The 23,367-nt window shown below is 52.5% G+C and carries 18 protein-coding genes; 13 read left to right on the top strand and 5 right to left on the bottom strand.

Translation table 11 applies throughout. The annotated features are described in order from the left end of the window. Window positions 1–37 precede the first annotated feature (37 nt). The 4 genes from KP705_RS00275 to KP705_RS00260 all read left to right on the top strand — a co-directional run bounded on the left by KP705_RS00275 (window position 38) and on the right by KP705_RS00260 (window position 5,601). Window positions 38–976, top strand: coding sequence for a glutaminase (locus KP705_RS00275; RefSeq protein ID WP_203548628.1), 939 nt, complete (start codon window positions 38–40; stop codon window positions 974–976). A 181-nt stretch (window positions 977–1,157) separates the two neighbouring features. Next, on the top strand, window positions 1,158–3,437 hold the full coding sequence (locus tag KP705_RS00270; RefSeq protein ID WP_064274102.1) for a TonB-dependent siderophore receptor: 2,280 nt from the start codon (window positions 1,158–1,160) through the stop codon (window positions 3,435–3,437). Window positions 3,438–3,715: 278 nt separating this feature from the next. Next, on the top strand, window positions 3,716–4,018 hold the full coding sequence (locus KP705_RS00265) for a hypothetical protein (RefSeq protein WP_046899517.1): 303 nt from the start codon (window positions 3,716–3,718) through the stop codon (window positions 4,016–4,018). Then, on the top strand, window positions 4,015–5,601 hold the full coding sequence (locus KP705_RS00260; RefSeq protein ID WP_046899516.1) for a PepSY domain-containing protein: 1,587 nt from the start codon (window positions 4,015–4,017) through the stop codon (window positions 5,599–5,601). The genes KP705_RS00265 and KP705_RS00260 overlap by 4 nt, the downstream gene beginning before the upstream one ends. A gap of 13 nt (window positions 5,602–5,614) precedes the next feature. Here the strand turns inward: KP705_RS00260 and KP705_RS00255 are convergent, their stop codons facing one another. After that, window positions 5,615–7,618 carry a TonB-dependent receptor gene (locus KP705_RS00255; RefSeq protein ID WP_252348150.1) on the bottom strand — a complete coding sequence of 668 codons (2,004 nt, stop codon included), beginning with the start codon at window positions 7,616–7,618 and terminating at the stop codon, window positions 5,615–5,617. Between the two features lie 291 nt (window positions 7,619–7,909). Next, entirely contained in the window at window positions 7,910–9,286 is a 1,377-nt protein-coding gene (locus KP705_RS00250) for an Nramp family divalent metal transporter (protein ID WP_215763800.1), read from the bottom strand. 161 nt (window positions 9,287–9,447) lie between these two features. On the opposite strand from KP705_RS00250, the gene mntR reads away from it, so the two are divergent. Beyond that, entirely contained in the window at window positions 9,448–9,936 is a 489-nt protein-coding gene (gene mntR, locus KP705_RS00245) for a manganese-binding transcriptional regulator MntR (protein ID WP_046899514.1), read from the top strand. A gap of 8 nt (window positions 9,937–9,944) precedes the next feature. Here mntR and KP705_RS00240 read toward each other — a convergent pair whose 3' ends face one another. Then, window positions 9,945–10,238, bottom strand: a complete 294-nt coding sequence (locus KP705_RS00240; RefSeq protein WP_064274108.1) for a hypothetical protein — start codon at window positions 10,236–10,238, stop codon at window positions 9,945–9,947. Between the two features lie 613 nt (window positions 10,239–10,851). Continuing rightward, entirely contained in the window at window positions 10,852–11,670 is an 819-nt protein-coding gene (locus KP705_RS00235) for a DeoR/GlpR family DNA-binding transcription regulator (RefSeq protein ID WP_046899512.1), read from the bottom strand. Window positions 11,671–11,938: 268 nt separating this feature from the next. Between KP705_RS00235 and KP705_RS00230 the strand changes: the two genes are divergently transcribed. From KP705_RS00230 to KP705_RS00205, 6 genes are all read left to right on the top strand, one after another. Beyond that, the gene (locus KP705_RS00230) at window positions 11,939–13,531 is read left to right on the top strand and encodes an FGGY-family carbohydrate kinase (RefSeq protein WP_215763799.1); all 1,593 of its coding nucleotides are present in this window, start codon (window positions 11,939–11,941) and stop codon (window positions 13,529–13,531) included. Then, window positions 13,528–15,237, top strand: a complete 1,710-nt coding sequence (locus KP705_RS21085; RefSeq protein ID WP_215763798.1) for a glycerol-3-phosphate dehydrogenase/oxidase — start codon at window positions 13,528–13,530, stop codon at window positions 15,235–15,237. Before KP705_RS00230 ends, KP705_RS21085 begins: the two co-directional genes overlap by 4 nt. 3 nt (window positions 15,238–15,240) lie before the next feature. Continuing rightward, window positions 15,241–16,224: a hypothetical protein gene (locus KP705_RS00220; protein ID WP_086633938.1), complete on the top strand. Its 984-nt coding sequence runs from the start codon at window positions 15,241–15,243 to the stop codon at window positions 16,222–16,224. A 207-nt stretch (window positions 16,225–16,431) separates the two neighbouring features. Next, entirely contained in the window at window positions 16,432–17,214 is a 783-nt protein-coding gene (locus KP705_RS00215) for a triose-phosphate isomerase (protein WP_203548637.1), read from the top strand. Then, window positions 17,211–18,035 (top strand): DeoR/GlpR family DNA-binding transcription regulator, encoded by an 825-nt coding sequence (locus tag KP705_RS00210; RefSeq protein ID WP_046899507.1) that lies wholly within the window; start codon window positions 17,211–17,213, stop codon window positions 18,033–18,035. Before KP705_RS00215 ends, KP705_RS00210 begins: the two co-directional genes overlap by 4 nt. Window positions 18,036–18,232: 197 nt before the next feature. Then, on the top strand, window positions 18,233–19,171 hold the full coding sequence (locus KP705_RS00205; protein ID WP_215763797.1) for a surface layer protein: 939 nt from the start codon (window positions 18,233–18,235) through the stop codon (window positions 19,169–19,171). Window positions 19,172–19,227: 56 nt separating this feature from the next. Here the strand turns inward: KP705_RS00205 and KP705_RS00200 are convergent, their stop codons facing one another. Further along, window positions 19,228–21,495 carry a TonB-dependent hemoglobin/transferrin/lactoferrin family receptor gene (locus tag KP705_RS00200; protein WP_215763909.1) on the bottom strand — a complete coding sequence of 756 codons (2,268 nt, stop codon included), beginning with the start codon at window positions 21,493–21,495 and terminating at the stop codon, window positions 19,228–19,230. Between the two features lie 252 nt (window positions 21,496–21,747). On the opposite strand from KP705_RS00200, the gene KP705_RS00195 reads away from it, so the two are divergent. Both KP705_RS00195 and KP705_RS00190 read left to right on the top strand, forming a co-directional pair. Continuing rightward, a complete protein-coding gene (locus KP705_RS00195) occupies window positions 21,748–22,371 on the top strand; it encodes a biliverdin-producing heme oxygenase (RefSeq protein ID WP_086633953.1) in 624 nt (207 codons plus the stop codon). 77 nt (window positions 22,372–22,448) lie between these two features. Continuing rightward, window positions 22,449–23,363: a hemin ABC transporter substrate-binding protein gene (locus KP705_RS00190; RefSeq protein WP_086633934.1), complete on the top strand. Its 915-nt coding sequence runs from the start codon at window positions 22,449–22,451 to the stop codon at window positions 23,361–23,363. Window positions 23,364–23,367 lie beyond the last annotated feature (4 nt).

Genomic DNA, 23,367 nt, shown 5'->3' with positions numbered 1-23,367 from the left:
AAGGTCTTACAAGCGCCTGAACTGGAGATGACCCCTCATGCCGTCACTGACCGCCATTATCACGGAAATCGCAGAAGAAATGCGTGCCGAGACAGATCGGGGGCAGGTGGCAAACTATATTCCCCCGTTGGCAAACGTCGATCTTGGCCGGTTTGGAATGGCCATTATCGATGCAGAAGGCGGCAGTCACATTGTTGGGGATGCTGAAGAAGCTTTTTCCATTCAGAGCGTCTCAAAGGTCTTCGGCCTGACACTGGCGCTTAATGCGGTGGACGCCGGGCTCTGGAGCCGCGTGCGGCAGGAACCGTCAGGGAGTGCATTCAATTCGATCATCCAGCTCGAAAGTGAAAACGGCATTCCGAGGAATCCGTTCATCAATGCGGGGGCGATTGTCGTATCGGACATTCTAACATCCCAATATGGCCTGGACGGTGCGCAGAGTGAGCTTCTGGGATTTCTAAAGCCCATAAGCTCAGATCCGGATACCATCCTGATTGACCGGGATGTGGCGCGGCAGGAAGAAGAAACCGGATTTCGCAACAAGGCTCTGGCCAATTACATGCGGACATTCGGGAATATTCATAATCCCGTTGATGAAACGCTGGACCTCTATTTTCATCAGTGCGCGTTGACCATGAGTTGCAGGCAGCTTGCGGAAATGGGCACCTATCTGATGACGGGCGGTATTAATCCCCGAACGGGCGAGCGCGTCATTTCCACGCGGAATGCCCAGACCGTACTCGCTCTCATGATGATGTGTGGACATTATGACGGGTCCGGCTCTTTTGCGATCAGGGTTGGGTTGCCAGGAAAGTCGGGCGTTGGGGGGGGCATTCTGGCCGTTGTTCCCGGTGTAGCGTCGGTTGCGGTATGGTCACCGGGTTTGAATGCACAGGGCAATTCGCTGCTGGGAACACGGGCCCTTGAGCGTCTTGTTCAGCATACGGGATGGAACGTTTTTCGCGCCAGTCATTGAACCGGAGAGAGCGTATTCACCTTCTATATAATTGAAAAACAATAATATTTATTGAGGTATATCTGGCTGTGGTGGGGTTAGGCATTCTTTGATGCAATTTCCTTGATAACATCTAATTGACAATAATTATCAATTGCAAATATGAGGGCTCCAAGTTCCGATCCTCTCTCGGTGGGCCAGCATGTCTTTTTCTGTCGTCAAATATACTGTCTTTCCCGCTCTTGTGCTGGCAGGACTGACTTCCGCCGCTACAGGTGCAGATACGTCTGTTGTTACGGATGAAGCTCAGTCCAAGGGCCAGAAACAACTTCAGAAGACTGGACAGCCGCCAAAGTCCAAAGCGGAAGTTATTGTCGTGACGGCGACCGGCATGTCCCATGCGTCTTCTGCGACAAAGACACGCACACCGATTATTGAATCGCCCCAGTCCATTTCCATCGTCAGCCGCGAAGAAATCGAACTGCGCGCATCTCCGACAATTGCGGATGCGCTGGCCTATACTGCGGGAGTACAGGCTGAGCCATCCGGCATCGACAGTCGAGTGGATGAAGTATCTGTCCGTGGGTTTGGTGCAGGTGGTTTTTCATCCAACAACAACTTTGTCGATGGATTGCGTCTGCCATCAGGCGGGCAGTGGACCAGAACGTCCTTTGATCCGTTTGCACTTCAGCAGATTGAAGTCCTGAAGGGGCCTTCCGGCGCTCTTTATGGTCAGACGGCACCAGGGGGCGTAGTCAACCTTGTGACGAAGCGCCCGACGGAAAAGAGCGAAGGCGAGTTCTTTTTACAGAGCAGCGGATTTACCAACCTGTCCAACTGGCAGGGGCAAGCCTCCGGGGATGTGTCTGGCCGACTGACGCACGATGGGGCATTGACAGGCCGGATTGTCGGCCTTGCTCGATATGGTGATACTCAGGTCAATGAAGTACGGACCGGCCGTTACTACATCTCCCCGAGCCTGACCTGGAAAATTACACCCAAGACGGTCTGGACTTTGCTTGCACAGTATCAGCGGGATCAGGGTGGCTCCACATTCCAGTTCCTGCCAGCAACGGGCACGCTGTATGCATCCAAGGGGCGCCATATCGCGAATGATGCAAATATTGGTGAGCCGAATTGGGATACGTTTGACCGAAACCAAGCTTTGGCAGGCTCATTTCTGGAGCATAAATTCAACCGTTTCCTGACGGTCCGAAATAATACACGTTACACGTATCTGAACACGCTTTACAGAGCGACGGTGCTTTCTGGCGATACGCTAGCCAAATGCGCGGCGACAGTGGCTGGATGTGTTGCAGGCGAAACGGTTAATCGACGTGCTGTGGAAGGCCGGGGGCAGTCTCAGGGTGTTACGACGGATACGCAACTTGAAGGGCATGTCCGTACAGGTCCTGTGCGGCATCTACTCCTGGTTGGCACTGATTATTTCTATACGAACTGGCGGCATAGCCGCGATCTGGTGGCGTCTTCCTATGTTCTGCCGATCCTGAATATCTTTAATCCGAAAGCACGTGGGAGTGCTGGGTATTCAGACAATCTGAGCCCGCAGGTCTATACGGCAACCATTAGCAGCCAGAACGGAATTTATTTTCAGGATCAGTTGAAGTTCAACCGCCTTCGGGTCACGATTGGTGGACGTCAGGATTGGGCGCGCGATAACACGCTCAATGTTCTCACCAAATCTAGGTACATCACGAATTCCAATGCATTCACCTGGCGAGCAGGTGCCGTTTATCTGTTTGATAACGGTCTCGTGCCCTATTTCAGCTACGCTCAGTCGTTTCAGCCACAAGTCTCTGATCCATCCACGTCATTGGGGGGAAAGGCCTTTAAGCCGACAACTGGTGATCAGTATGAAGGTGGTATTCGGTATCAGTACGGGAAGAGTATCTATGTCACTTTTGGTGGATACCAGATTACCCAAAACAATATGACCACTTATGATCCGAACGGCACACTCTGTGGCACATCAACGTGCCTGGTCCAGACAGGGCAGGGGCGCGTTCGTGGACTGGAACTTGAAGGCAAGGCAAACCTGCCGTGGGACATGTCGGTGATCTTTACCGGTACCCGCAGCGAAGCGAAGATTACTCGTTCCAATACGGCATCTCAGGTTGGTAATTATCTTGGGCAGGCCCCAAAGTGGATGGCGTCTCTCTTCGTAGACCAGCGCATCCAGCACGGCACTTTTGCGGGTGTCGGTCTCGGCGGTGGTGTGCGTTATACAGGCACAAGCTACGGGGATACGGCAAACACTCTGCATATTCCGGATTATACGCTGTTCGATCTGTTCCTTCGGTATGATTTCGCGACGGCTCATCCGCGCTACAAAGGATTGTCCTTTTCCTTTAATGCCCGAAACATCGCCAACAAGCGTTTTGTTGCGACCTGCACAGCCGTGTCCGCCTGCTATTATGGGCAGGGTCGTAATCTGACTGCTCGTTTGGAATATCGTTGGTAATTCGAGTAAAACGTTATGATAACGATATGGGTCGCGGCGGTTCTGGGGGCAGGTGGTGCGCTTATGCTCTATATGGCGTCGCCTGCTCAACAATTGTGTAAGAAGCGTCCAGCATTTCGGCTCTGTATGATTTCCGGAAGCACGCTGCTTTGTGCATCCTTGCTCATGCTGCTCGCAAGCGAAGGTAGCGGCACCGCAGTTTCCGAGTTTCTGACGCTTATTATGATTGTCTGGTCTTTGATTCCTCTGGCTGCCGCGGTTTGGCGAAGGAGGATGTCATGACATCCACTCCCGTGATGCTAAGCAGTCGTAACTGGTTTCCCAAAGCGAGCGCCGGTTTTATCCTTGGACTCACGCTTTCCTTTGCTCTGATGGGCATTCTCGGTCTACTCGCGCATGTTGACGGGCAGCCTAGGGCAGTTAGTTCACAGTTCCTGATGTGGCTCGTAGTTCCGGTTTGGACGGGAGTTCTCGGGACTTGCTTTCTGTTTCGATCAGGCTGGCGTGCGTGGGGAACGCTTGGAATAGCGAATGCTGTTCTCTGGGCTATTTATATGGGTGTGCGGAGTATGATGTCGTGAAAATCCGCGCTGACATTGTCCGCATGTATCGGGAAATCCATAGCTGGGTCGGGATTGTCTGTGGCCTTTTCCTGTTCGTGGCATTTTATGCCGGATCAGCAACGATGTTCGAGCGGCCTTTGCAGGATTGGGCATCGGCACCAGTGGCTTTGCCGCCGCCAGTATCACTGGAGAAAATGCCAGAACTGCTGGAAAAGACATTTTCTGAGCATCCGGAAGCGCAACGTAATTATACGATTGTTTTGCATCCAACGCCTTCTCAGCCCGCGTCCTTGATTTGGGGAATGCCAGAGCGGATGCACGGCCCGTCTTTTGCCAATTTTTCAGCGTTGGCACCGGATGGCTCTTTGGTAACAGTGCGTCAGGAGCCTTCACAGGCCGCACATTTCATCAATATGCTTCATCAGCAGGTCGGGCTTTCCATGCCTCATGAGGCCGGGCGGCTCCTTATGGGCGTGGTCGCGTTGCTTTATGCGGTGGCCCTGATTTCAGGGACGCTCATCGTAATTCCAGGGCTTGTGAAAAACCTGTTTGCAATTCGACTGGGTCAAAACGTCAAAAGAATGTGGCTCGACATGCATAGTATGCTGGGCCTGTTTTCTCTGCCTTTTCATATCATCATGGCGCTCACCTCAGTGGTGTTTGCATTTCATGATGAGATCTACATGGCGGAGCAGGCGCTCCTGATACAACACCCGCAGGCTCAGCATGGTCCAGCAGGCCCTAGTCATGGGCCGCATTCTCATGGTCCAGCCGCAGAGCTACGGAAGCCTCTCGATCCAGATCAGATTATTAAAACTGTTGCGACACAAGCGCCGGGGTTCATTCCCGATACTCTGGCTTATAGCAGCGCTCATGGTGGTCATTTGGCTCTCAGAATAACGGGACGAGACCCACGCTATGGCGCGCGTGGGGCGGGTGGAGGATTTGCGGGCGTCGATCCATATAGCGGCAGGCTCATGTCTACCGAGTATATGCCCGGTCATCAGAGCTGGTCGCAGTCCGTGCTGACATCATTCTTCGTTCTGCATTTTGGCAGTTTTGGCGGAGAAAGTGTACGGTGGGGATATGTGCTTCTTGGGCTTGGTGGCGCATTTATGTTCTATGCGGGCAACCAGCTCTGGGTGGTGTCGCGCAGGCGTCGTGAGCGCGGAACAGGACGTGTAGAGGATACAAAATCAACACGAATACTCTGTGCTTTGACGATCGGATGTTCGCTTGGGTGTGTAGCCGGTATATCAGCTGTGTTGTGCGCGGCGCCTCTGCTGCCCGCTAGCAGTCAAACGGTCACTGTGCAGCTTGTTTATTTCGGGATTTTCCTGCTGTGCAATGGGGTGGCGTTCTGGCTTAGGGAGCGGGAAGCTATTCGCATTTTACTGATAGTTTCGGCGATTCTGACATGGATGATGCCGATTTCCGCACTTGTGGTTACACCATTATCACGCATGCAGGATTCAGCTTTGGCAGTAGATGCATTTGCAATTCTTTATGGAGCCTTTTTGATGCTCTGGGCGGTGCGCCCCGAGGCCGGTCAGCCTGTGCTGCGTCGTAAAGGACTTCCCTCAGACCCTGAGCGGGCCTGAGGCTAGGGTGTTTTCAGAAATCGGACACGAGTGAGAAATAAGTGCCTCGTCGTTGTCCGTATTGCGCCTGATAAATGCCGACGCCGCTACCGTCTCGAAGTTGGTAGCGTTTGTCGAACAGATTTACGATGTCAGCGCGAACTTTCAGATCATGCCCCAGCGGGACGCGGGTGAAAGTGTACTGGTATCCGACGTTAAAAATGTCGTACTGGGGCTGTTTATCAAGATTGGCAAAGCCACTCCGCAGGCCGTATCCATACAGGAAATCTATATAAGCCAGGTGATGCTTGCTGGAATAGGATGCGCCAGTGCTGGCCGTATACTGTCCCTGGTGGTCTAACTGGATGGCATGTGCGCGAATGTAGCTCAATTCTTCCGGATCGAACTGGTACTCGGCGGAGTTGATTTCTTGAGCTGCCGTTTTCACAAACGAGAAATTGCCAAATAGAGACCAGGGGCCGCGCCTCCAGGAGCTTCCAAACTCGGCACCATAGACGTGACCTCGGCGATAGCTGAATGGCGCGAGGATAACAGCGCGGCCAAATTGTCCAAGATCTGTAAGATTGTGTGCCCACTTGCTGTAGGCGTCGATTGTAATCTGTAATTCGGGGGTAATATGCTGGAGAATGCCAGCGTCCACGTAATTGGAGGTTTCAACTTTCGTGGGCGTATCTGTCAAATTGGCTGCGGCATTTGTGGTCCCTGCAAAACGCGCCAGTGTTGAAGGATAAACGTACTGTGGAGAAGGCGGTGCGAAGAACCTGGAGTAGCCGATGTGCAAGGTCGTGCTTCGGAACGGCTTCCACACCAGGTTGGCGCGCGGGCTGAATTGTCCTTCGTTTCCAAAAGACGATGCAAACCGGTCGTAGCGAATACCATAATTGAAAGTGAGCTTGCGGGTGATGCGATATTCATCCTGAAGGTAAGCCCCAGCTTCAACGGACCAGTTGCCCGTGTTGTCTATCAGCCGGAGAGGGGTAGACGAAGTCTGTTGGCCAGTTTCGTCTACCGGGAATGCAAGAGAGTCAGTATCGAGGCGCTCGGAGGTGTATTGACCCAGAAGACCGGCCCGAAGGGTATGGTGCGGAGCGATATCATAAGACAAATCGAATTGTGCGCCGCCAGTTGTAAAGTCATTGACCTCGTGTTCAGCCACACCCTGAAAAATAAGGTCCCGAGCCGGGTCTGGCGTATAATCGATGCGCCCGTAACGAAAATACGGTGAGAGCTGAAGGTTCAGTTTGTCGGCGCTGTGCTGGTATGAAACGACTGCGTAATAGTTTTGCTCTGTCTGGCTGTCATCCAGAAAGCGTGATTGCACAGAGGGATGTGACCAGTCTGTTCCTGCAAGTTGATAAACCGGTTGCAGGCCTGTCGTGTTTGGAAGTTCAAAATCTGCGTAAGATGCACTTGTCAGGAGTGAGATACGGTCGGTGTCGTTTAGCTTCCATGAAAAATAGCCAAACGCCTTTTCCTGCTGCGTTGTGTCATGCGTTGCGCGGAAGGACGCGGTTGGGTTCTCGATACCAATATTATTCCGGTTCATGGACAGCGTCGTAAAATATTCAAAGCGCCCTTTTGAACCGCCCAATTGTAAGGACGGTTCAAAAGTGTTGTAGCTGCCGCCATAGAGTGAAAGCTGGTTATTTTTCAGGGTGGACCCGCTCTTTGTATGCACGTCCACAATGCCGGCCGTACGGAACCCGAATTGAGCGGGGAGGGTTCCCGTCAGCAGGTCAACCGATTGGATAATGCGTGTATCCAGTTCCTGACCAAAACCATTCAGGCCCTCGGGAAGCAGGACACCGTTGACCCGGTAAGTCAGGCCGCCATGTTCCCCACGGACATGCACTTCTCCGTAGCTGTCCTGCACGACGCCAGGCATTCTGAGCATAATCTGGCTGAAAGAAGCATTCTGCCCCTGAGGCGTAGCCTGGATCTGTCGTTGATCGATGCCGTAGGAGACTGCGCCCAGGCCGGGGAAGATACGTCCGCGGGCTTGATCTAGGTGCCCCATGACAGTGACGTGTTCAGCGGGTTTGTCTTTGGTTTGAATAGCTCTCTTTTCAGATTTTTTGGAAATCTTCTTTTGGAGCTCGCTGGATGGCGCATTATCGGCAGCACACACATCAGTTGCCAGCAGCCCTGTGAGGAGCGTGGTTCCGGCAATTGCTATCCGAAAAGGTACAGTTGAAATTCTCGAGTTTGCGGGGTGCTTTTTAATATAGCATTTGCTATATTGAGGAGCGAATTTTGAGCGCAAAAATGCTGTTGCCATAGCTGGTTCTCAATTTTTCTGGGGTGTCGTTCAGCCGACCAGAGTGTCGTACAGAAGTTTAAAGTTCAGGATGAGAATAAGACCCGCGACGATCCATGACAGTGCGGTCATGAAGCGGTTGATTGTGAATTCGCCCATCTTGCGACGGTCAGACACAAACATCACAAGGGGAATGACTGCGAAAGGAAGCTGAAGGGACAGGATGACCTGACTAGCCATCAGAAGAGCGCCTACGCCATGGCTTCCGTAGAGTACAGTTACCACCGCGACGGGAATGATCGCCAGGCCGCGGGTCAGCAGTCGTCTTGCCCAATGCGGGATATGGAGGCGCAGGAAGCCTTCCATAATAATCTGGCCTGCCAGTGTTCCGGTAACGGTTGAATTTGTGCCCGCAGCCAGCAGTGCCAGTGCGAAAAGCGTAGAGGCTATGCCGAGCCCAAGAATGGGGGAGAGAAGATGATACGCATCTTCGATCTCGGCCACATTCTGGTGGCCTGTCTCATGAAAAGCTGCGGCTGCCACAATGAGGATCGCCGCGTTGATAAACAGCGCGAGCATGAGAGCAATTGTGCTGTCCCATGTTGCCCACCGAATGGCATCACGACGTCCAGCGGGTGTTCGCTCATAGGCTCGCGTCTGTACAATAGACGAATGCAGATACAGGTTATGCGGCATGACTGTGGCACCGATAATGCCAATCGCAATGTAGAGCATTCCCGGCGTGGTCACGATTTCCGGCGTCGGAATAAGGCCCTTCAGGATTGCTGCAACGGGTGGTGTGGCCGCAACGAGCTGTACCCCAAAGCAGAGTGCAATGATCGAAAGAAGGCCGATGACAAAAGCTTCCAGATACCGAAAGCCGCGACCCATCAGCAGAAGAACTATAAAGGCGTCCAGAATGGAGAGGAGCGCGCCACCCAGAAGGGGGATGCCAAAGAGCAGTTGCAATGCAACGGCCGTTCCAATCACTTCAGCCAGATCACACGCGATAATCGCTAACTCGCATGCCAGCCAAAGCACTACGTTCAGTGCAGGGGGAAAATGGTCACGGCAGGCTTGTGCCAAATCCCGACCAGTGGCGATGCCAAGGCGTGCAGAGAGAGCTTGGAGAAGAATTGCCATCAGGTTGGACAGCATGATGACGCAGAGCAGCGTATAGCCGTACTGCGCGCCGCCTTGCAGGTCCGTCGCCCAGTTTCCTGGGTCCATATATCCAACTGAGACCATGTATCCGGGCCCAACGAAAGCGAGGAAGCGCTTTAGCCACGTTGTTGACCCTTCAGGAACCCGAACGCTTGAAAACACTTCAGGCAGGCTTGGTCGTTCCGCATCGTCATGACGCGAAAAGCGCCAGGCTTTGCTGGGCGCGGACTTCTGGGTGGGGGCATCGGAGCGTTGGTCGGACATCAGAATGTCATTCAAGCTTGGAACTACAAAATATGCAATATGCTATATTCATGAACATTGTCTTATTTTTCTTCCACAGAAGATTGCTCAAAGGCCTCTGGAATTAACAGGAAGAATGTTTTATTCGGTCGGGAATAATTGATTGAGCGGTTTTCTTGAGAATGGAACAGAAGAAGAAAAAGCAGAAATCCCTGGTGGACATGCAACTCCACTCAGAAGGGTTCAGGGCCAATCGAGCTGCTAGGCAGAAGGTGCTGGTAGAAGATTATGTCGAGCTGATTTCTGATCTTCTGGCTGAGGGGCAGGAGGCGCGCCAAGTCGATATTGCCGGTCGTCTTGGTGTGTCTCAGCCAACGGTGGCTAAGATGCTGGCTCGCCTGTCAACGGAAGGGCTGGTGACACAAAAGCCGTATCGGGGCGTTTTCCTGACGGATGCTGGCCAGCAGATGGCGCATAAGGCCCGTCATCGGCACGGAATTGTGGAGGCGTTTCTGTTGGCGTTGGGAATTAGTGAGGAAAATGCCCGGATCGATGCCGAAGGCATTGAACATTATGTTGGTCCGGAAACTCTTGCTGCTTTCGAAACTGCGCTTAAAAAAGGGCTAGCGCAGTTTTCGTCGACTAATACTATCGATGCAAAGTTACGTTGAGGCCGACATTACGTGAGATGGCATTTCCCTTTAAAGCGACAAATGGAGCAAACCACAGTCGCAGAGGGGTCATCGTTAAATAGACATCCTTTGGAGCGTTCCATAGCATAGCCTTTGGGGGGCGGGTTGTTCTGAAAAGTATCCACGATCTTACTCATCCAGAGCTTTAGTCGCTCAGGAATGTGTTCATGGTTATCGAGCCACCATTCGACATCGCTTTCAGGGCGATCAATCTGGATGGCCAGATCTGCAGGTGTCCATCTCGTGACACTCAGGAAATCGTTTAACGTAATGCCGCACATTTCAGCATCTCCTGTGTCTCAAAGAAGCTCTCACGCCCTGATACGCGAAGCCTGCTTTTTTCGTCAATATATCGTTAATTTCATTTTTTCAGCTTATGTTATTTTTTGAAACACGAGATCAGAAACGGTTCTGATTGACGGTAAAGCGCCATTCTTGCCCAGATACCCATGGGCGGTACGATGTGCTGAGGATTTCTGTCAGATAGTACTGCGTCCGATGTACACAACTGTCATGGACGGAAGGAACATTGATGTGTCCGGCTTGAGTTTATGTTCGCGGGTTTGTGAAGATTAAGTCATCACTAGAGAACCTTCTCCTTCAGAAAAAAAGGTAACGGCGCCGACATAGTCACTGCGATTCTTGTTGACGTCTGAGCATATGCAGTCCTCAGCCGTGACGCTCTTAACACCAACTGTATGGGGCTGGTCTTGGCGATAGCTGGCCGCAGGTACAGCTGGTGTTGGAACTTTGTTAGAAGACTAAATGAGTGCAAACAGTCCTAAGGTAATGCGAGTGCCATCGGAGCCAAAATTTGGTCTGCGCATATGATATATTTTGTATGGAATATACCTACCCTGTTATTCTGGTCTCCATACTTTCGCCGTTAAATTCCTAACCACAAGTTTCGACGTGAATTCCGTCCTGAATAAGTGCTTTGCGAATAGCGGGCTTCAATTGGGAGTCTGTCAGAACAACGTCAAAATCGCTTAGTGCGGCGAGGCGGTGCAGACCGCCTTTTCGAAATTTTGTGCTGTCGACCAGTAGTACGGTCTGATCCGCAATTTGCATGAGTGCCTGTTTGACCTTCACAACGTCCTGATCGTTCTGAAACGCTGTTTCGTTGTGAATGATAGATGTGGAAAGAAACATCGTATTGGCGCGAAGCGACTTTGCAGCCTGCTCACAGACCAAACCAAAAAAAGCATTCCGAGGCTGGTTATAGTCGCCCCCCAGGCAAATCAGTTTCAGGTTGGGATAGGGAGCAAGCGCCTGAATGACGCCTACGGCATTCGTAATGATGGTCAGGGGCGCGAGAGCCGGAAGGAGCGGCAGCATCGCTGCGACCGTTGTTGAGTCGTCCAGAACAAGAATTTGCTCCGGCGTAATCATCGAAATGGCCCGCTGAATAATTGATTCTTTCAGGTCGGGCGCGCGTGATTTTCGGAAATTGACGGTTTTTTGAGTGACGACACGATTCTTGAGAACAATGCTGCCGTGCAGTTTGTCGATCAGACCCTGCGCTGCCAGTGCGTGAGCATCACGGTGAATTGTCATCCTGCTGACGTCAAAACGCTCAGACAGATTCTCAATTGTGGCACTTCCTGTCTCCAGAAGGACGTCGAGGATCTGTTGCTGACGGGCACTGTTATCCCGGCGTTTGCTGAGAAGGACGGCGGGAGAGGTAGCTGGAACGCCCGAACCATCAGTCATCTGTCAAAAAGATCCTTGTCACCGGGTAAGGCCAATTATGGCATCGCGACATCTACATACCAGCGCTGACCAAATTTGTAATGTTCTGATCGGCTCTGCGGTGTGCTTTTCACGGGATTAATCACACAAAGATTCTTGACGCGACGAAAGTGATATTTATCACATTGACGAAGGCATGATAACACTTATATCACCTAATAATAACATTTATGGTGTTATCAGTTGGGCAATTTGCTAAAGCTGATGGCGAGAATGTCCGGAGGGCGAAATGCGCCAGGATTTCACGATCGGGATCGATTGCGGTTCTACTACGACGAAGGCTGTCATCTTCTCGAAGACAGGTGGAATTGTGGGGACTGGCCGTCGTCGTGTTCCCCAGCATACGGATGAACCGCGCCACGTTGAGCGGGATATGCATGAGGCGTGGCAGGCTGTTGTAGAGGCAGTCCGGGAAGCTTTGGACGTTTCTGGACTGAGTGGTGCGGATATTGCTGGCGTTGGGGTCACTGCGCACGGTGATGGACTTTTCGTTCTTGACCGCTCAAGTCAACCGTTAGGCCGTGGGATTATGTCGCTCGATAGTCGGGCCACAGAAATTCATGATGAATGGAAACGGGAAGGGCGGCTGGAAAAGATCGTCCCTATTGCGGGGCAGCGTCCGTACCCTTACTCCGCCACAACCCTGTTGGCATGGATGAAGCGCCATCAACCTGATCGTTATCAGGCCATTGGTACCGTCTTTTTTGCCAAAGACTGGATCCGGCTTTGTCTGACCGGGAAAATTGCGACAGATCTGACAGAGGCCAGTACATCTTTCACGGATCTCTACACGCAGGACTACAGCGATAGCATCCTTGATGTGCTGGACCTGCGTGAAATCCGCGGTGCGCTCCCTAAAATGCTACTGTCATGTGACCAGGGTGGAACGATCACGGCAGAAGCTGCTCGTGCGACCGGCCTACGCGAAGGAACGCCAGTTGCTGTCGGACTCCACGATGTGACGGCTGCCGCTGTAGGGTCAGGCTATACGCGACCAGGTGATCTTTCGATTACGGCGGGCACTTTTTCTATCAACGAAATTTTCCGCAGTCGCCCTGTCATAGGTGATGGCTGGTCCTGCCGGGCGGGTTATCGCCATGGATTGTGGAACTGCATGGCCATCTCGCCTGCATCGTCCAGTAATCTGGAATGGCTCGCGCGCATGCTTCTTCCAGAGGAAAAAGAGGCCGCGCAAGTTCTCACGAAGGAAGTTGAGGCGAAGCTTGGGCGTTCTCGCGGTGAAAGACCAATACCGCTGTATCATCCGTTTCTTTTTGGCTCGCCTTACGAAGCGCCAGCAAGTGCCTCTCTCTTCGGGGTGCAGTCCTGGCATGATCGAGCAGATCTGTTCCAGGCGATGATTGAGGGAACAATCTTCAACCATCGCGAGCATGTTGAAACCCTGCGTCAAACAGGGGATGTGCATCGCCTCGGTGTTTCGGGCGGCGGTAGCGGTCAGGCCTCTATTGCCCAGATGTTTGCGGATATTCTCAATATGCCAGTCGAAATTTCCAGCGTTCGGGAGGCTGGAGCCTTGGGCGCGGCTCTGACGGCAAGTGTTGCTGTTGGGCTTTATGGAGATCTTGAGGAGGCGGTGGCTGCTCAGGAAATTCCTATGAATGTCTATCAGCCGGCCCCCGCTCGCGCACGGATCTATGAGGGTATTTACCGCCGATATGTCGCATTGACGCTGGCGATGAAACCTTTTTGGTCCGGTCTGTACGAGGCCGGTAGCGAAGTCAGCGATGGCCCGGAAACCCCAATGGGGCCCGTCATGAATTATGCGCTCTCAGCCGAAATCGCGAAGGAAATGCATTCGTGAAGACACTTTCAGCCGTGCCGGATAATGCCGAATTTGATGTCGTCATTATCGGGGCTGGCATTAATGGTGCTGGCTTGTTTCGTGAACTGGCTCTTCAGGGTGTGAAGACGCTTATTCTGGATCGAAGCGACATCTGTACAGGGGCATCCTGCGCACCCTCCCGCTTGATCCATGGTGGTATCAAGTATCTGGAAACGGGCGAGTTCAAGCTCGTGGCGCAGTCGACGTTGGAGCGAAATCTGCTTCTGCGGAATGCCCCGCATTTCGTTCGGCCATTGCCGACTGTTCTGCCAATCCGCACATGGCTTGGAGGGATCGTCACATCATTTCGTCGCTTCCTGAACCTTGGCGGCAAAATGACGGATCGTGGCGCGCTGGTTCTGGAAGTTGGGCTTCAGATTTACGATTTCCTGGGGCGCCGTGCTCGCGTCATGCCACGGCATTCCCTTTCCCTCAGCCAGAAAACGCGCCGTGAATGGCCCCATATGGCGAAGGATGTTGTCGCAACAGCGCAGTATTACGATGCTGCGATCACGCAGCCTGAACGCCTCGGATATGAATGCGTGCAGGATGCGCTGGAAACAGCTCCGAACTGTGAGGCCGTAACCTATGTTGTCCCCGAGACTTTCCAAAGCGGACAACTCGTCCTGCGAGACGTGCTCACCGATGACGTGAGAACGGTAAAGGCGCGTGTTCTGGTTAATGCGGGTGGCGCATGGATTGATCAGATCAATACGACCCTGGGGCATCCAACGAAATATATTGGCGGGACAAAAGGGTCTCATCTGCTGTTGAAGCATGATGACTTGCTCCGGGAACTGAAGGGCCGGATGGTCTATTTCGGGACGCCGGATGGACGGATCTGTCTTGCATATCCGTTTTTTGGTCATGTCCTGGTTGGCTCTACCGATATCCGGATCGATGATCCAGACAAGGCAGTCTGTACGGACGAAGAGCAGGATTACATGCTGCGGATGCTGGCTGATCTGTTCCCCGGTTTCCATATCGGAAGGGAGCAGGTCACCTACCGTTATAGTGGCGTTCGTCCGCTACCAGCCACCAATGCCGCTGATCCTTCTGCGATCAGTCGTGATCACATCGTTCATGAAGACAGGGTGGGTGCAACGCCTGTTCTGTCTCTCGTGGGTGGAAAATGGACGACTTTCCGTGGGTTAGGCGAAGAAGTCGCGGACCGAGTACTGGCGCTGCTGGGGCACCCACGAAGCACATCAACCCAGGAATTGGCCATCGGCGGCGGCCGTGGCTTCCCGGATGCAGATCAGCACACAGCCTATCTGGACAGGTTTGCGAGTTCTTATGGGCTGCCGCGCCCGCGTGCGTCCGTGCTGCTGGATCGGTACGGAACGCTGGCCAGAAAGATCGCGGGATTTTGTCAGGAGGCGGCAGATGCTCCTCTTCGGACGCTACCCTCCTACACCCGTCGTGAACTGATGTTCATTGCTGAAAATGAGCTGGTTCGCCGTCTGTCGGACGTTCTTTACCGCCGTACGACCATTGCACTCAGTGGCGCCATGACGCCGGCAGTCGTGCTGGAAGTTGCAAATATCATTGGAGGAACGCTGGGTTGGGATGAGCGGGAAGCCGCACGTCAGGCTCAGGACGCGTGGAGGGAAGGGCAGCAGCGCCACAACCTTCAGGGTGAGTTCCCTCTATCGGCTGAAACCCCAGAAATTCTGAAAGCTTGAGCCATGAACCGTTACGAAGAAAAAATTGCACGCATGCGCGCTGGCAAGGACACGCGTTATGATTTCATCCTTGCTGACGCCAAGGACTCAGATATGGCAGCCGGGATCAGCGCGATGGGTAATCGCCGCAATCCTCGGGCCGGACAGTCGCTGTTCCGTACACGGCCGCAATATCTGTCAGAGATCCAGTCCATTATCCGTCAGGATATTGTGGATATCATGCTGACCTCGGTTTCCATTTTGGAAGATCTGCTGGAGCGTGATGCGTTTGACGGGACCAAAGTTCAGACGGCTATTCGTGCAAACGACACGACAGACCTCTGGCGTGGACGGGGAGGGCATTATCGCTCGCAGAAGTCTGTTCCGTTTCGCTCTGCGTCACTGGAGCGGGCGCAGACAAACCTTGGCCTCTATTCGATGACGTTTAACGGCGATGTTGACCAAGATACGCTGGCTCTGGAAGAGTTCGCTCGATTCCGCGAAGAGGCTAAGATCAACGGGTTTTCTTATTTCCTCGAAGTCTTCAACCCAAATGAAGGGCATATCGCGCCTGAAGATTTCGGAGTGTTCCTGAATGATATGGTTACCCGTGCGCTTGCGGGTCTTCGCAAGGAAGAAAAGCCTGTCTTCCTGAAGGTGCCGTTTAATGGCAGCGAGGCGTTTGCGGAGCTGTGCGAGTACGATCCAAGCGTTATCGTTGGGATTATGGGCGGTGGAAGCGGGACGACGCGTGACTGTCTGGAGCTGATTCATCAGGCCCAGAACAGTGGTGCCAGAGCGGCACTGTTCGGCCGCAAGATTGTGGATGCAGCTGACCCGCTCTTGCTGATTGAAGCGATGCGTCGCGTTACGGATGGGGACCTCTCTCCTAACGAAGCTACGCATTTCTATCATGATGGGCTTGCCCGCAAGGGCATTGCCACCCTGCGCCCAGCGGATGCCGATAGTCAGGTGACGGAAAGCGTTCTGCTGGAGCGGGCAGCTTAAAAAACTCATAGAGGCAATAAAGTTCCTGTTTTCAGCGCCTCCGTACCTGCCTTCAGATCTTTGCTGGAGAGCAGGTACGGAGAGTTGAATTGAAAATATCACTCCCTTCGGAACTTCATGTCTTTGGAGTGTTATGATTTAACGCTAAACATGGCTTGGGTTTAGCGATCAAGATTCGATGGTCGCTGCCTTCTTGTCGGGAGATGAATGGTGACTCGCAAAACGGTCTGGATCGGTACGAACTGGAAGATGAACAAGGGACCTGCCGAGGCCTTGGCTGCTGCAGAAGCGCTTAAGGCCTATCGAGCGCCGGATGGCGTAAAGCCTTTCATCATCACACCATTTACGTCCTTGCAGGCTGTTGCGAGTGTTCTGAAGGGTACGGACGTACTTGTCGGCGCACAGAACATGCACTGGGAAGAGAGCGGGTCTTGGACGGGCGAAATTTCTCCCGGCATGGTGAAGGAGTGCGGTGCAGATATCGTACTGATCGGCCATTCGGAACGTCGGCAGCATTTTGCGGAAACGGACTGGACTGTCAGTCGCAAGATGTCCGCTGCCCTTCGTCATGGCTTGCGTCCCCTGCTTTGCATTGGCGAAAGCCTCGAAGAGTATGATTTCGGTGTCACGGCGGAGACACTCTCCCGCCAGCTCAAAATTGCGCTGCACGACGTGGCACATGCAGACCTTCCGAATATTCTGATTGCTTACGAACCGGTCTGGGCCATCGGTGCGGGCGGACGGGCTGCAGACACCGACTGTGTTGCAAAAGTCCATGCCGGATTGCGGGATGTTCTGTGCGAAATTGCCGGCAAGGATATCGGCGATCGCGTACCGCTACTCTATGGCGGAAGTGTTACGCAGGATAATGCCCGTAGCTATGTGAGCCAGCCGAATGTGGATGGCGTATTTGTAGGGCGCGCAGGCTGGTCAGTTCCTGACTTCGAAAAGCTGATTGATCGTGTGATCGAGGAAAGAGCACCTGCATGATGCCAGATATTCTTCATGGAAGCCGCGCATTGTCCGCACGGCGTCAAGCCGTTCTGGATTACGTTACGGCGCATGGCTGTGTTCTGATCCAGGATCTGCTGGTTCAGTTCACCATGACCCGTGCAGCCATGAACCGTGACCTGCACGCGCTTGCGACACAGGGCCTGATCCGTAAAGTTGGTGAAAGCGTTACGACGCTTTCGAATGCTGTGGCAGCAAGCAGCATCATGCTTCGTGCTCGACAGGCTGTGCAGGAAAAGCTTGGTATTACAGCGATTGCTGCTGGTTTGATCGAAGAAGGCGATACGATTGCCTTGGATGACTCCACCACATCGCGCTTTCTATCCGAACGCCTGACAGCAATCGGTCAGCTTACAGTTGTGACGAACAGTCTGGGGATCAGTACGAAGATCGGGCGGTCTCGTGATATCAGCCTGATTGCACTGGGTGGGCGTTACAATCCAACATTTGATGCATTTCTCGGGGTTTTATGTGAACGCAGCGTTACGTCGCTTCGGATCAACACATTATTCATGTCTACCTCGGCTATTCACGGTCTTTCTGCCTATCATCAGGACGAAGATCTGATCAAAGCCAAGAGTGCGCTCATGAACATGGCTGATCGCCGCGTTTTAATGGTGGATAGTCGTAAATTTGGAATTAGCGCGCTGAATCATCTGGCAAACCTAACGGATTTTGATGCTGTCATCACGGACTCAGGCCTCTCTGAAGAGACCGCTGACAGAATGATGGGGGCAGGTGTCAAATTGCATATTGCAGAAATTCCGTCTGCTGACATGCCCATGGCAATGATGGCCTGAAACTGTTTCTTTGAATTTAGAAGAATTATCGACTGTTAGTTCTCTCTAACGTGTTTTTTGCCAAACACTTGGTCTGGGTTTTTATTAGGGCTGGCATTTTTGTGACAGCATCCTGACCAGACCATTCAAAACTAAATGCCTCTTATATTGTTTTATATCGGGAGTAACCTGACACAAATAAGAGTAAGGACAGTCCTATGACCCTTAGTCATTGCAGTGGGCTAATTGTTGTGGACAAGAAGGGGGCACAGCTTCTTTTCCTACATCCAACAACGCTTGAAGTGCTGGATCATATTGGGGGGATGCCAAGTCTGCCGCATGAGCTGGCTATAGATGAGACGCGCGGGCTTGCATTTGTTCCAGCATATGGGAATGGTTTTCACGGCAACAATCCCATACCAAACCATTTTGTTTCCGTTATAGATCTGTATGCCAGAACCAGAATTTCGGACATTGATCTGACACCTCTTGAGGCACCGCATACATTACGGTTTGGGCCGGACGGGTTGCTGTATGTTTGCTGTGAGAACAGTTCTGCTGTGGCGGTGATTGATCCTGAGACGAAAAGAGTTACTCATATCCTGCAGGTATTTTCCCGGAATGCACACAGGCTCACTGTTCTGCCGCAGCGTAAGCTGATCGTCACGGAAAACGAAGAAGACGCGACGCTGACCGTTCTTCGTATTGGTGATGACAGCGTCAGGCGCACGATCGTTCTGCCCGCGCCCTCTGCTGGCATCGATCATCTGCCGGATGAAAAATTCCTGGTGGTCAGTAATGCGCTCAAACCAACTTTATTTCTTATGGATGTAGATGCGGGAGAGCTGCGTCAGGAAGTTGAACTGAAGCATCACCGTAAAAGTGCGCAGGTTGTGCGCGTTAGTCCCGATGGAAAATGGCTTCTGGTTATCGGAGATTTCGAGCCGATTGTGACATTGATCAGTCTGCCACAGTGGGACCAGTACCCCGTTCCGGTGGGGCAGAAGCCAATGGACGCTGCTTTCCGTCCAGACGGAACAACTGTGCTTGTCGCAAATGAAGATGACGGGACGCTAACTGAAATCCAGCTTTCCAGTCGTAAAGTACTGCGAACAGTGAAAGCTGGGGTTGGGTGCGAGACCCTGGGTTTTTTTTGAAACACCGTGACGTGTTCTGGCGTGGGTCACGGTGCTTCAGGACTGGTTTCTGACGTTTAGAAATTGATAAGCGTCGTGACTTTGAAGCTACGGCCAGGTTGCGTGTAATAGGACTTAGGGACACTGATGCTGTCAGGCACATCCAGTGCATTATAATAACGCTTGTTGAACATATTATACATGCCTGCCTGAACGCGGAGGTTCGGGAAGAATTTCGGTGAGTACCAACCCGTTAAATCGAAGAGCGCATAGCCCGGAGTCTTATTCACATTAGACGCCATGTTCTGCACCTTGTTACGTGCAGCCGCGAAGGTGGTGGAGAAATTCGCGCCCCAGTGCTCTCGGTTATAAGCAACGCCCACAATTCCGCGGAATGGTGCAACGGAGTTCAGGTGAACATGTTCATCGGTATCCTGACCATCAGAATAGGCAAGGGACGTCCATACCTGCCAATAATTGGCGAAAGTCCAGTTAGCGCGTGCTTCTACACCGTAAATACGGACATGCTGGCGATTAACGTATTCGAAAACACCAAACGGGTAATATCCGCCGATGCCGGCTGCTGCTGCCGTTGTTGTGATCGTATCGATGAAATTGTGATAGTAATTATCGAAGAACGAAACTGTGGCGCCTCGTTTGGAATCTCCATATCGCGCGCCAACTTCCCAGCCACGACTGGTTTCCGGTTTGAGGTTCTGGTTTCCGATTGAGACGTAGCTGCCTGTACCACCATAGGTCAGATACATTTCTGTCGCAGACGGAGCACGGAAGGCCTGAGAGTATTGCCCGTAAAGTGTGAGGTTTTTCAGGACCCGAGCTTCGACCAGAACCTTCGGGGAATAATGCGAGCCACTGGCTCCGTTTGGTGTGCCTTCATACGCCGCATTCTTGGTGTAGCTGGGCGTGTCTTGTGGGCTGCGTCTGTAGTGGTCGAAGCGGAAGCCTGGTGTGACGTGCAGCCATTCCATTTTTCCGAAACCAATACGATCCTGAACAATTGCTCCGAGATCAGTTCCGTGAACGTCGGGCATATCAGACTGGTTTACATGCAAGAAGCTGCACGCATAAACTTGTGCCGTGCAATTATCGAGGCCAGCAGCATACTGGCTCGTATCCGTGATGTAGGCTTCTCCGCCAAGGGTAATCACATGATGAAATGGGCCGGTGAAAACATTGGACGTGATTGAGCCCGTCGTTCCATAAGACTGGACAGCGAGATTACTGTCTCGGTCATATTCGCCAATGGGCGCTGTCAGACGATTGGCTGCTGTATCTGTGATTGAATTGACCTTCTGCCAATAAGCAATGAGATGTGCTTCACTGATAAAGGCTGTTGGTTTTTCCGATTTGTAATCGTAACTTCCTGAAACGCGCGTGCGCTTGCTTTCTTCCAGTGTGTGATAGCGGCTATATGTTGAGCTAATACTGCTTAGGGTATTTTCGTTATAATTTCGATCAAATACTTCGCCGGTCAAACCGAAGCGATGACCGCCTTCCACGTATTGGTGAATTTTACCCAGAAAGTTTCCTTGCGTGTAGGAGGCTGGATCTTTGTCAGATCGTGTGGATCCAACGCCGCCTGTGCCGCCCATATTTCCGGTTTGGCTGCCAGTCTGATAGCCGCCCTGCACTAAAATCATTGTATTATGATAACGTCCGGCAAGGGCCTGATTGAGATATCCACTCTCGCTGGACCCGTCATATGTCAGTTTGGTCAGGCCGCCGTAGGCTTTGTTGCCTGTCAGAAGGTCTTCCGGGTCAAGTGTCTTGAGTGAAACAACGCCGCCGAGCGCACCTGTTCCGAAAAAGCCAGAGTTCGCGTTTTTGACAATGTCGATCGAGCCAAGAGAATTAAAATCATAGGATGAAACACCCCCACTGACACCACGTGCGCCGTCATTCGCCCAGATTGTTCGAATGCCGTCTATGGTGGTGAGAATGCGGTTCTGATCCAGTCCACGCATATTAATGCTGAGATTATTATTGTTGTAATTCACTCCCGCGTCCACGCGACGAGCATAGTCCGAAATGCTGTCAATCATGCGGGACTGAAGGGTTTTGAGCGTGGTCGTTGTAGTCATGACACGCGGCTTTCCGACGGCACTATAGTCCGCATCCGGATCAACCTTCATGGAATCAATGATGTCTGCAGCAGCCTGCCCACGGACGTGGAGGGGTTTGAGCTGAACTGTAGAGGCTGCCCCGGGACGTGCTGGGATGCCGTCTGTTTTTGCATCAGTCACCTTCTCAGAGTCTTTGCTCGTCTGGGCTTGAGCAGATGATAAAGCTGCAAAAATGCAGACGAGCGCAGACGTTGCCAGCATGGACTGTCGCAGAAAACGTGTTGGACGAGCGCTTTGCCTGCTCATGGAAACTTACACCCTTAAATGAGAATTGTTCGCATCTAATGGCGATGGAATTTCATGGCGTCAATCTAAATGATAGTGATTCTCATTTTCATTGAAGCGGATCGATGAATATGCCACACAGGCCTCGTGTCGACTCTCTTCTTCAGGCAGGAGAGCCAACGGTTCACGTCTTTATTCCGACTGAGATTAAAAGGAGAAATGGCGGATATGAGCGCGTTTTTCACCGACAATACGCTTTCCCTGGCGCTACGGGAAAAGACAAAATCCATTCATGACCGGACCGATCACAAGATCATGTCCATGGGAATTTTTTCCAGTCTGGACGGGTATCGGATCTTTCTTCTGTCTCAGTATGTCTTCCTGAGAGATATGACAAATATTTACGAAAACGAAATGTTACGAAACCTTCTTCCCGATCTTGAGACACGCAACCGGTTTCCCTGGGTGGAAGCTGACATGCGTGATCTGGGTCTGGCAGCCCCAATGGCGCATCGTGGGAACGTGATTCCGTTCAACCCTTCGGTTGCCGTAGGTTGGCTATACGTTGCTGAAGGATCGAAGCTGGGCGCGAATATCCTGTCCAAGATGGCAATGTCTCTTGGGCTGACAGAAAGTTTCGGGGCGCGGCACCTGGCTCCTGCACCGGAAGGTCGGGGCCTGTCGTGGAAAACGTTTAAGGCGGCGATTGATAGCGCTGATCTGGATCGGGCAATTTGTGTTTCGGCTGCTGAGGAGGCTTTCGCCCGCTTCTCCAGCTGTCTGGATCAGATGGCCGCTTTGAACTCGGAGGAGATTTTCTCCGCCAGTCAGAATGAAAGAGTTAGTCTTTAAATGAGAATGACTTTTGATTGCATGATATCGTATTTTTTCGGCGGCGAATGTCTGCCGATACGAGAAGGGCAGGGGCGATGAATAAATCAGGATTGGAACGCCGCAATTTTCTTGCATTGGTTTGTGCCAGTGCTTTGACGCCATCCTGCCTGCATGCAGCAACCCGGACGGTGACGGACAGTCGCGGTCGTCAGGTTGTTCTGGGAGCCGCTTCCAGAATTGCCTGCATTGGGGGAACAATCACCGAGACGCTTTATCGTCTTGGTGCAGCCGATCAAATTGTCGCCGTTGATACGACTTCGACCTGGCCGGAAGCCGCACTGAAAGATAAAAAATCTCTGGGCTATATGCGGGCCATCTCCTCGGAAGGGGTTTTATCCGTCAAGCCGGATCTCATTCTTGCGATGGACGCAGCAGGCCCAGCCGATGCCATGTCTCAGTTGGTGGCGTCAGATATTCCCATTGTGTTCGTAGATTCAACGCCTTCGCCCGACGCTATTATTGGCCGGACGCAGTTTCTGGCAAAAGTTGTGAACCGTGAGCAGGCAGGCACGCAGCTTGCTCAGGATATTCAGCAGAAGTTTTCTGCTCTTAAAAACTGGCGCGACACACATGCTGCGTCACCGCGCGTCCTGTTTGTTATGCGCATGACGAATAACCGTCCGCTAGCGGCGGGGCGGGGCACGGCTGCCGATGCCGTTATCCGGCTTGCAGGAGGCGTCAATGTTGGGGCAGATCTGCAGGGCTACAAGCTTCTGAACACGGAATCCCTTGTAACCCTGAAGCCCGATATCATTCTCACTATGAACCAAGGGGGCGAGGATATCCGCAAAGCTCTCTTGAGCGATCCCGGATTTAGTTTGACGCCAGCGGGGCAAAAAAAAGCCATTGTAGAAATGGAAGGGGAGCGCCTTCTGGGATTTGGTCCGAGAACGCCCGAAGCTGCGCTGGATCTGGCACGACTGATGGCGAAAGCGGAGCATCCTGCGTGAGGGC

This window comes from Gluconobacter sp. P1D12_c (assembly GCF_018812105.1).
GTDB classification, from domain to species: domain Bacteria; phylum Pseudomonadota; class Alphaproteobacteria; order Acetobacterales; family Acetobacteraceae; genus Gluconobacter; species Gluconobacter oxydans_A.
Note: the sequence above shows the minus strand (reverse complement) of the source record. Positions and strands in the feature narration are given on the sequence as shown.

What these genes read in the sequence shown, in the direction of transcription:
- KP705_RS00275 (WP_203548628.1), top strand. Translation starts at nt 38, where the DNA reads ATGCCGTCACTGACCGCCATTATCACGGAAATCGCAGAAGAAATGCGT.
- KP705_RS00270 (WP_064274102.1), top strand. Translation starts at nt 1,158, where the DNA reads ATGTCTTTTTCTGTCGTCAAATATACTGTCTTTCCCGCTCTTGTGCTG.
- KP705_RS00265 (WP_046899517.1), top strand. Translation starts at nt 3,716, where the DNA reads ATGACATCCACTCCCGTGATGCTAAGCAGTCGTAACTGGTTTCCCAAA.
- KP705_RS00255 (WP_252348150.1), bottom strand. Translation starts at nt 7,618, where the DNA reads ATGGGGCACCTAGATCAAGCCCGCGGACGTATCTTCCCCGGCCTGGGC.
- KP705_RS00250 (WP_215763800.1), bottom strand. Translation starts at nt 9,286, where the DNA reads ATGTCCGACCAACGCTCCGATGCCCCCACCCAGAAGTCCGCGCCCAGC.
- mntR (WP_046899514.1), top strand. Translation starts at nt 9,448, where the DNA reads ATGGAACAGAAGAAGAAAAAGCAGAAATCCCTGGTGGACATGCAACTC.
- KP705_RS00240 (WP_064274108.1), bottom strand. Translation starts at nt 10,238, where the DNA reads ATGTGCGGCATTACGTTAAACGATTTCCTGAGTGTCACGAGATGGACA.
- KP705_RS00235 (WP_046899512.1), bottom strand. Translation starts at nt 11,670, where the DNA reads ATGACTGATGGTTCGGGCGTTCCAGCTACCTCTCCCGCCGTCCTTCTC.
- KP705_RS00230 (WP_215763799.1), top strand. Translation starts at nt 11,939, where the DNA reads ATGCGCCAGGATTTCACGATCGGGATCGATTGCGGTTCTACTACGACG.
- KP705_RS00220 (WP_086633938.1), top strand. Translation starts at nt 15,241, where the DNA reads ATGAACCGTTACGAAGAAAAAATTGCACGCATGCGCGCTGGCAAGGAC.
- KP705_RS00215 (WP_203548637.1), top strand. Translation starts at nt 16,432, where the DNA reads ATGGTGACTCGCAAAACGGTCTGGATCGGTACGAACTGGAAGATGAAC.
- KP705_RS00210 (WP_046899507.1), top strand. Translation starts at nt 17,211, where the DNA reads ATGATGCCAGATATTCTTCATGGAAGCCGCGCATTGTCCGCACGGCGT.
- KP705_RS00205 (WP_215763797.1), top strand. Translation starts at nt 18,233, where the DNA reads ATGACCCTTAGTCATTGCAGTGGGCTAATTGTTGTGGACAAGAAGGGG.
- KP705_RS00200 (WP_215763909.1), bottom strand. Translation starts at nt 21,495, where the DNA reads ATGCTGGCAACGTCTGCGCTCGTCTGCATTTTTGCAGCTTTATCATCT.
- KP705_RS00195 (WP_086633953.1), top strand. Translation starts at nt 21,748, where the DNA reads ATGAGCGCGTTTTTCACCGACAATACGCTTTCCCTGGCGCTACGGGAA.
- KP705_RS00190 (WP_086633934.1), top strand. Translation starts at nt 22,449, where the DNA reads ATGAATAAATCAGGATTGGAACGCCGCAATTTTCTTGCATTGGTTTGT.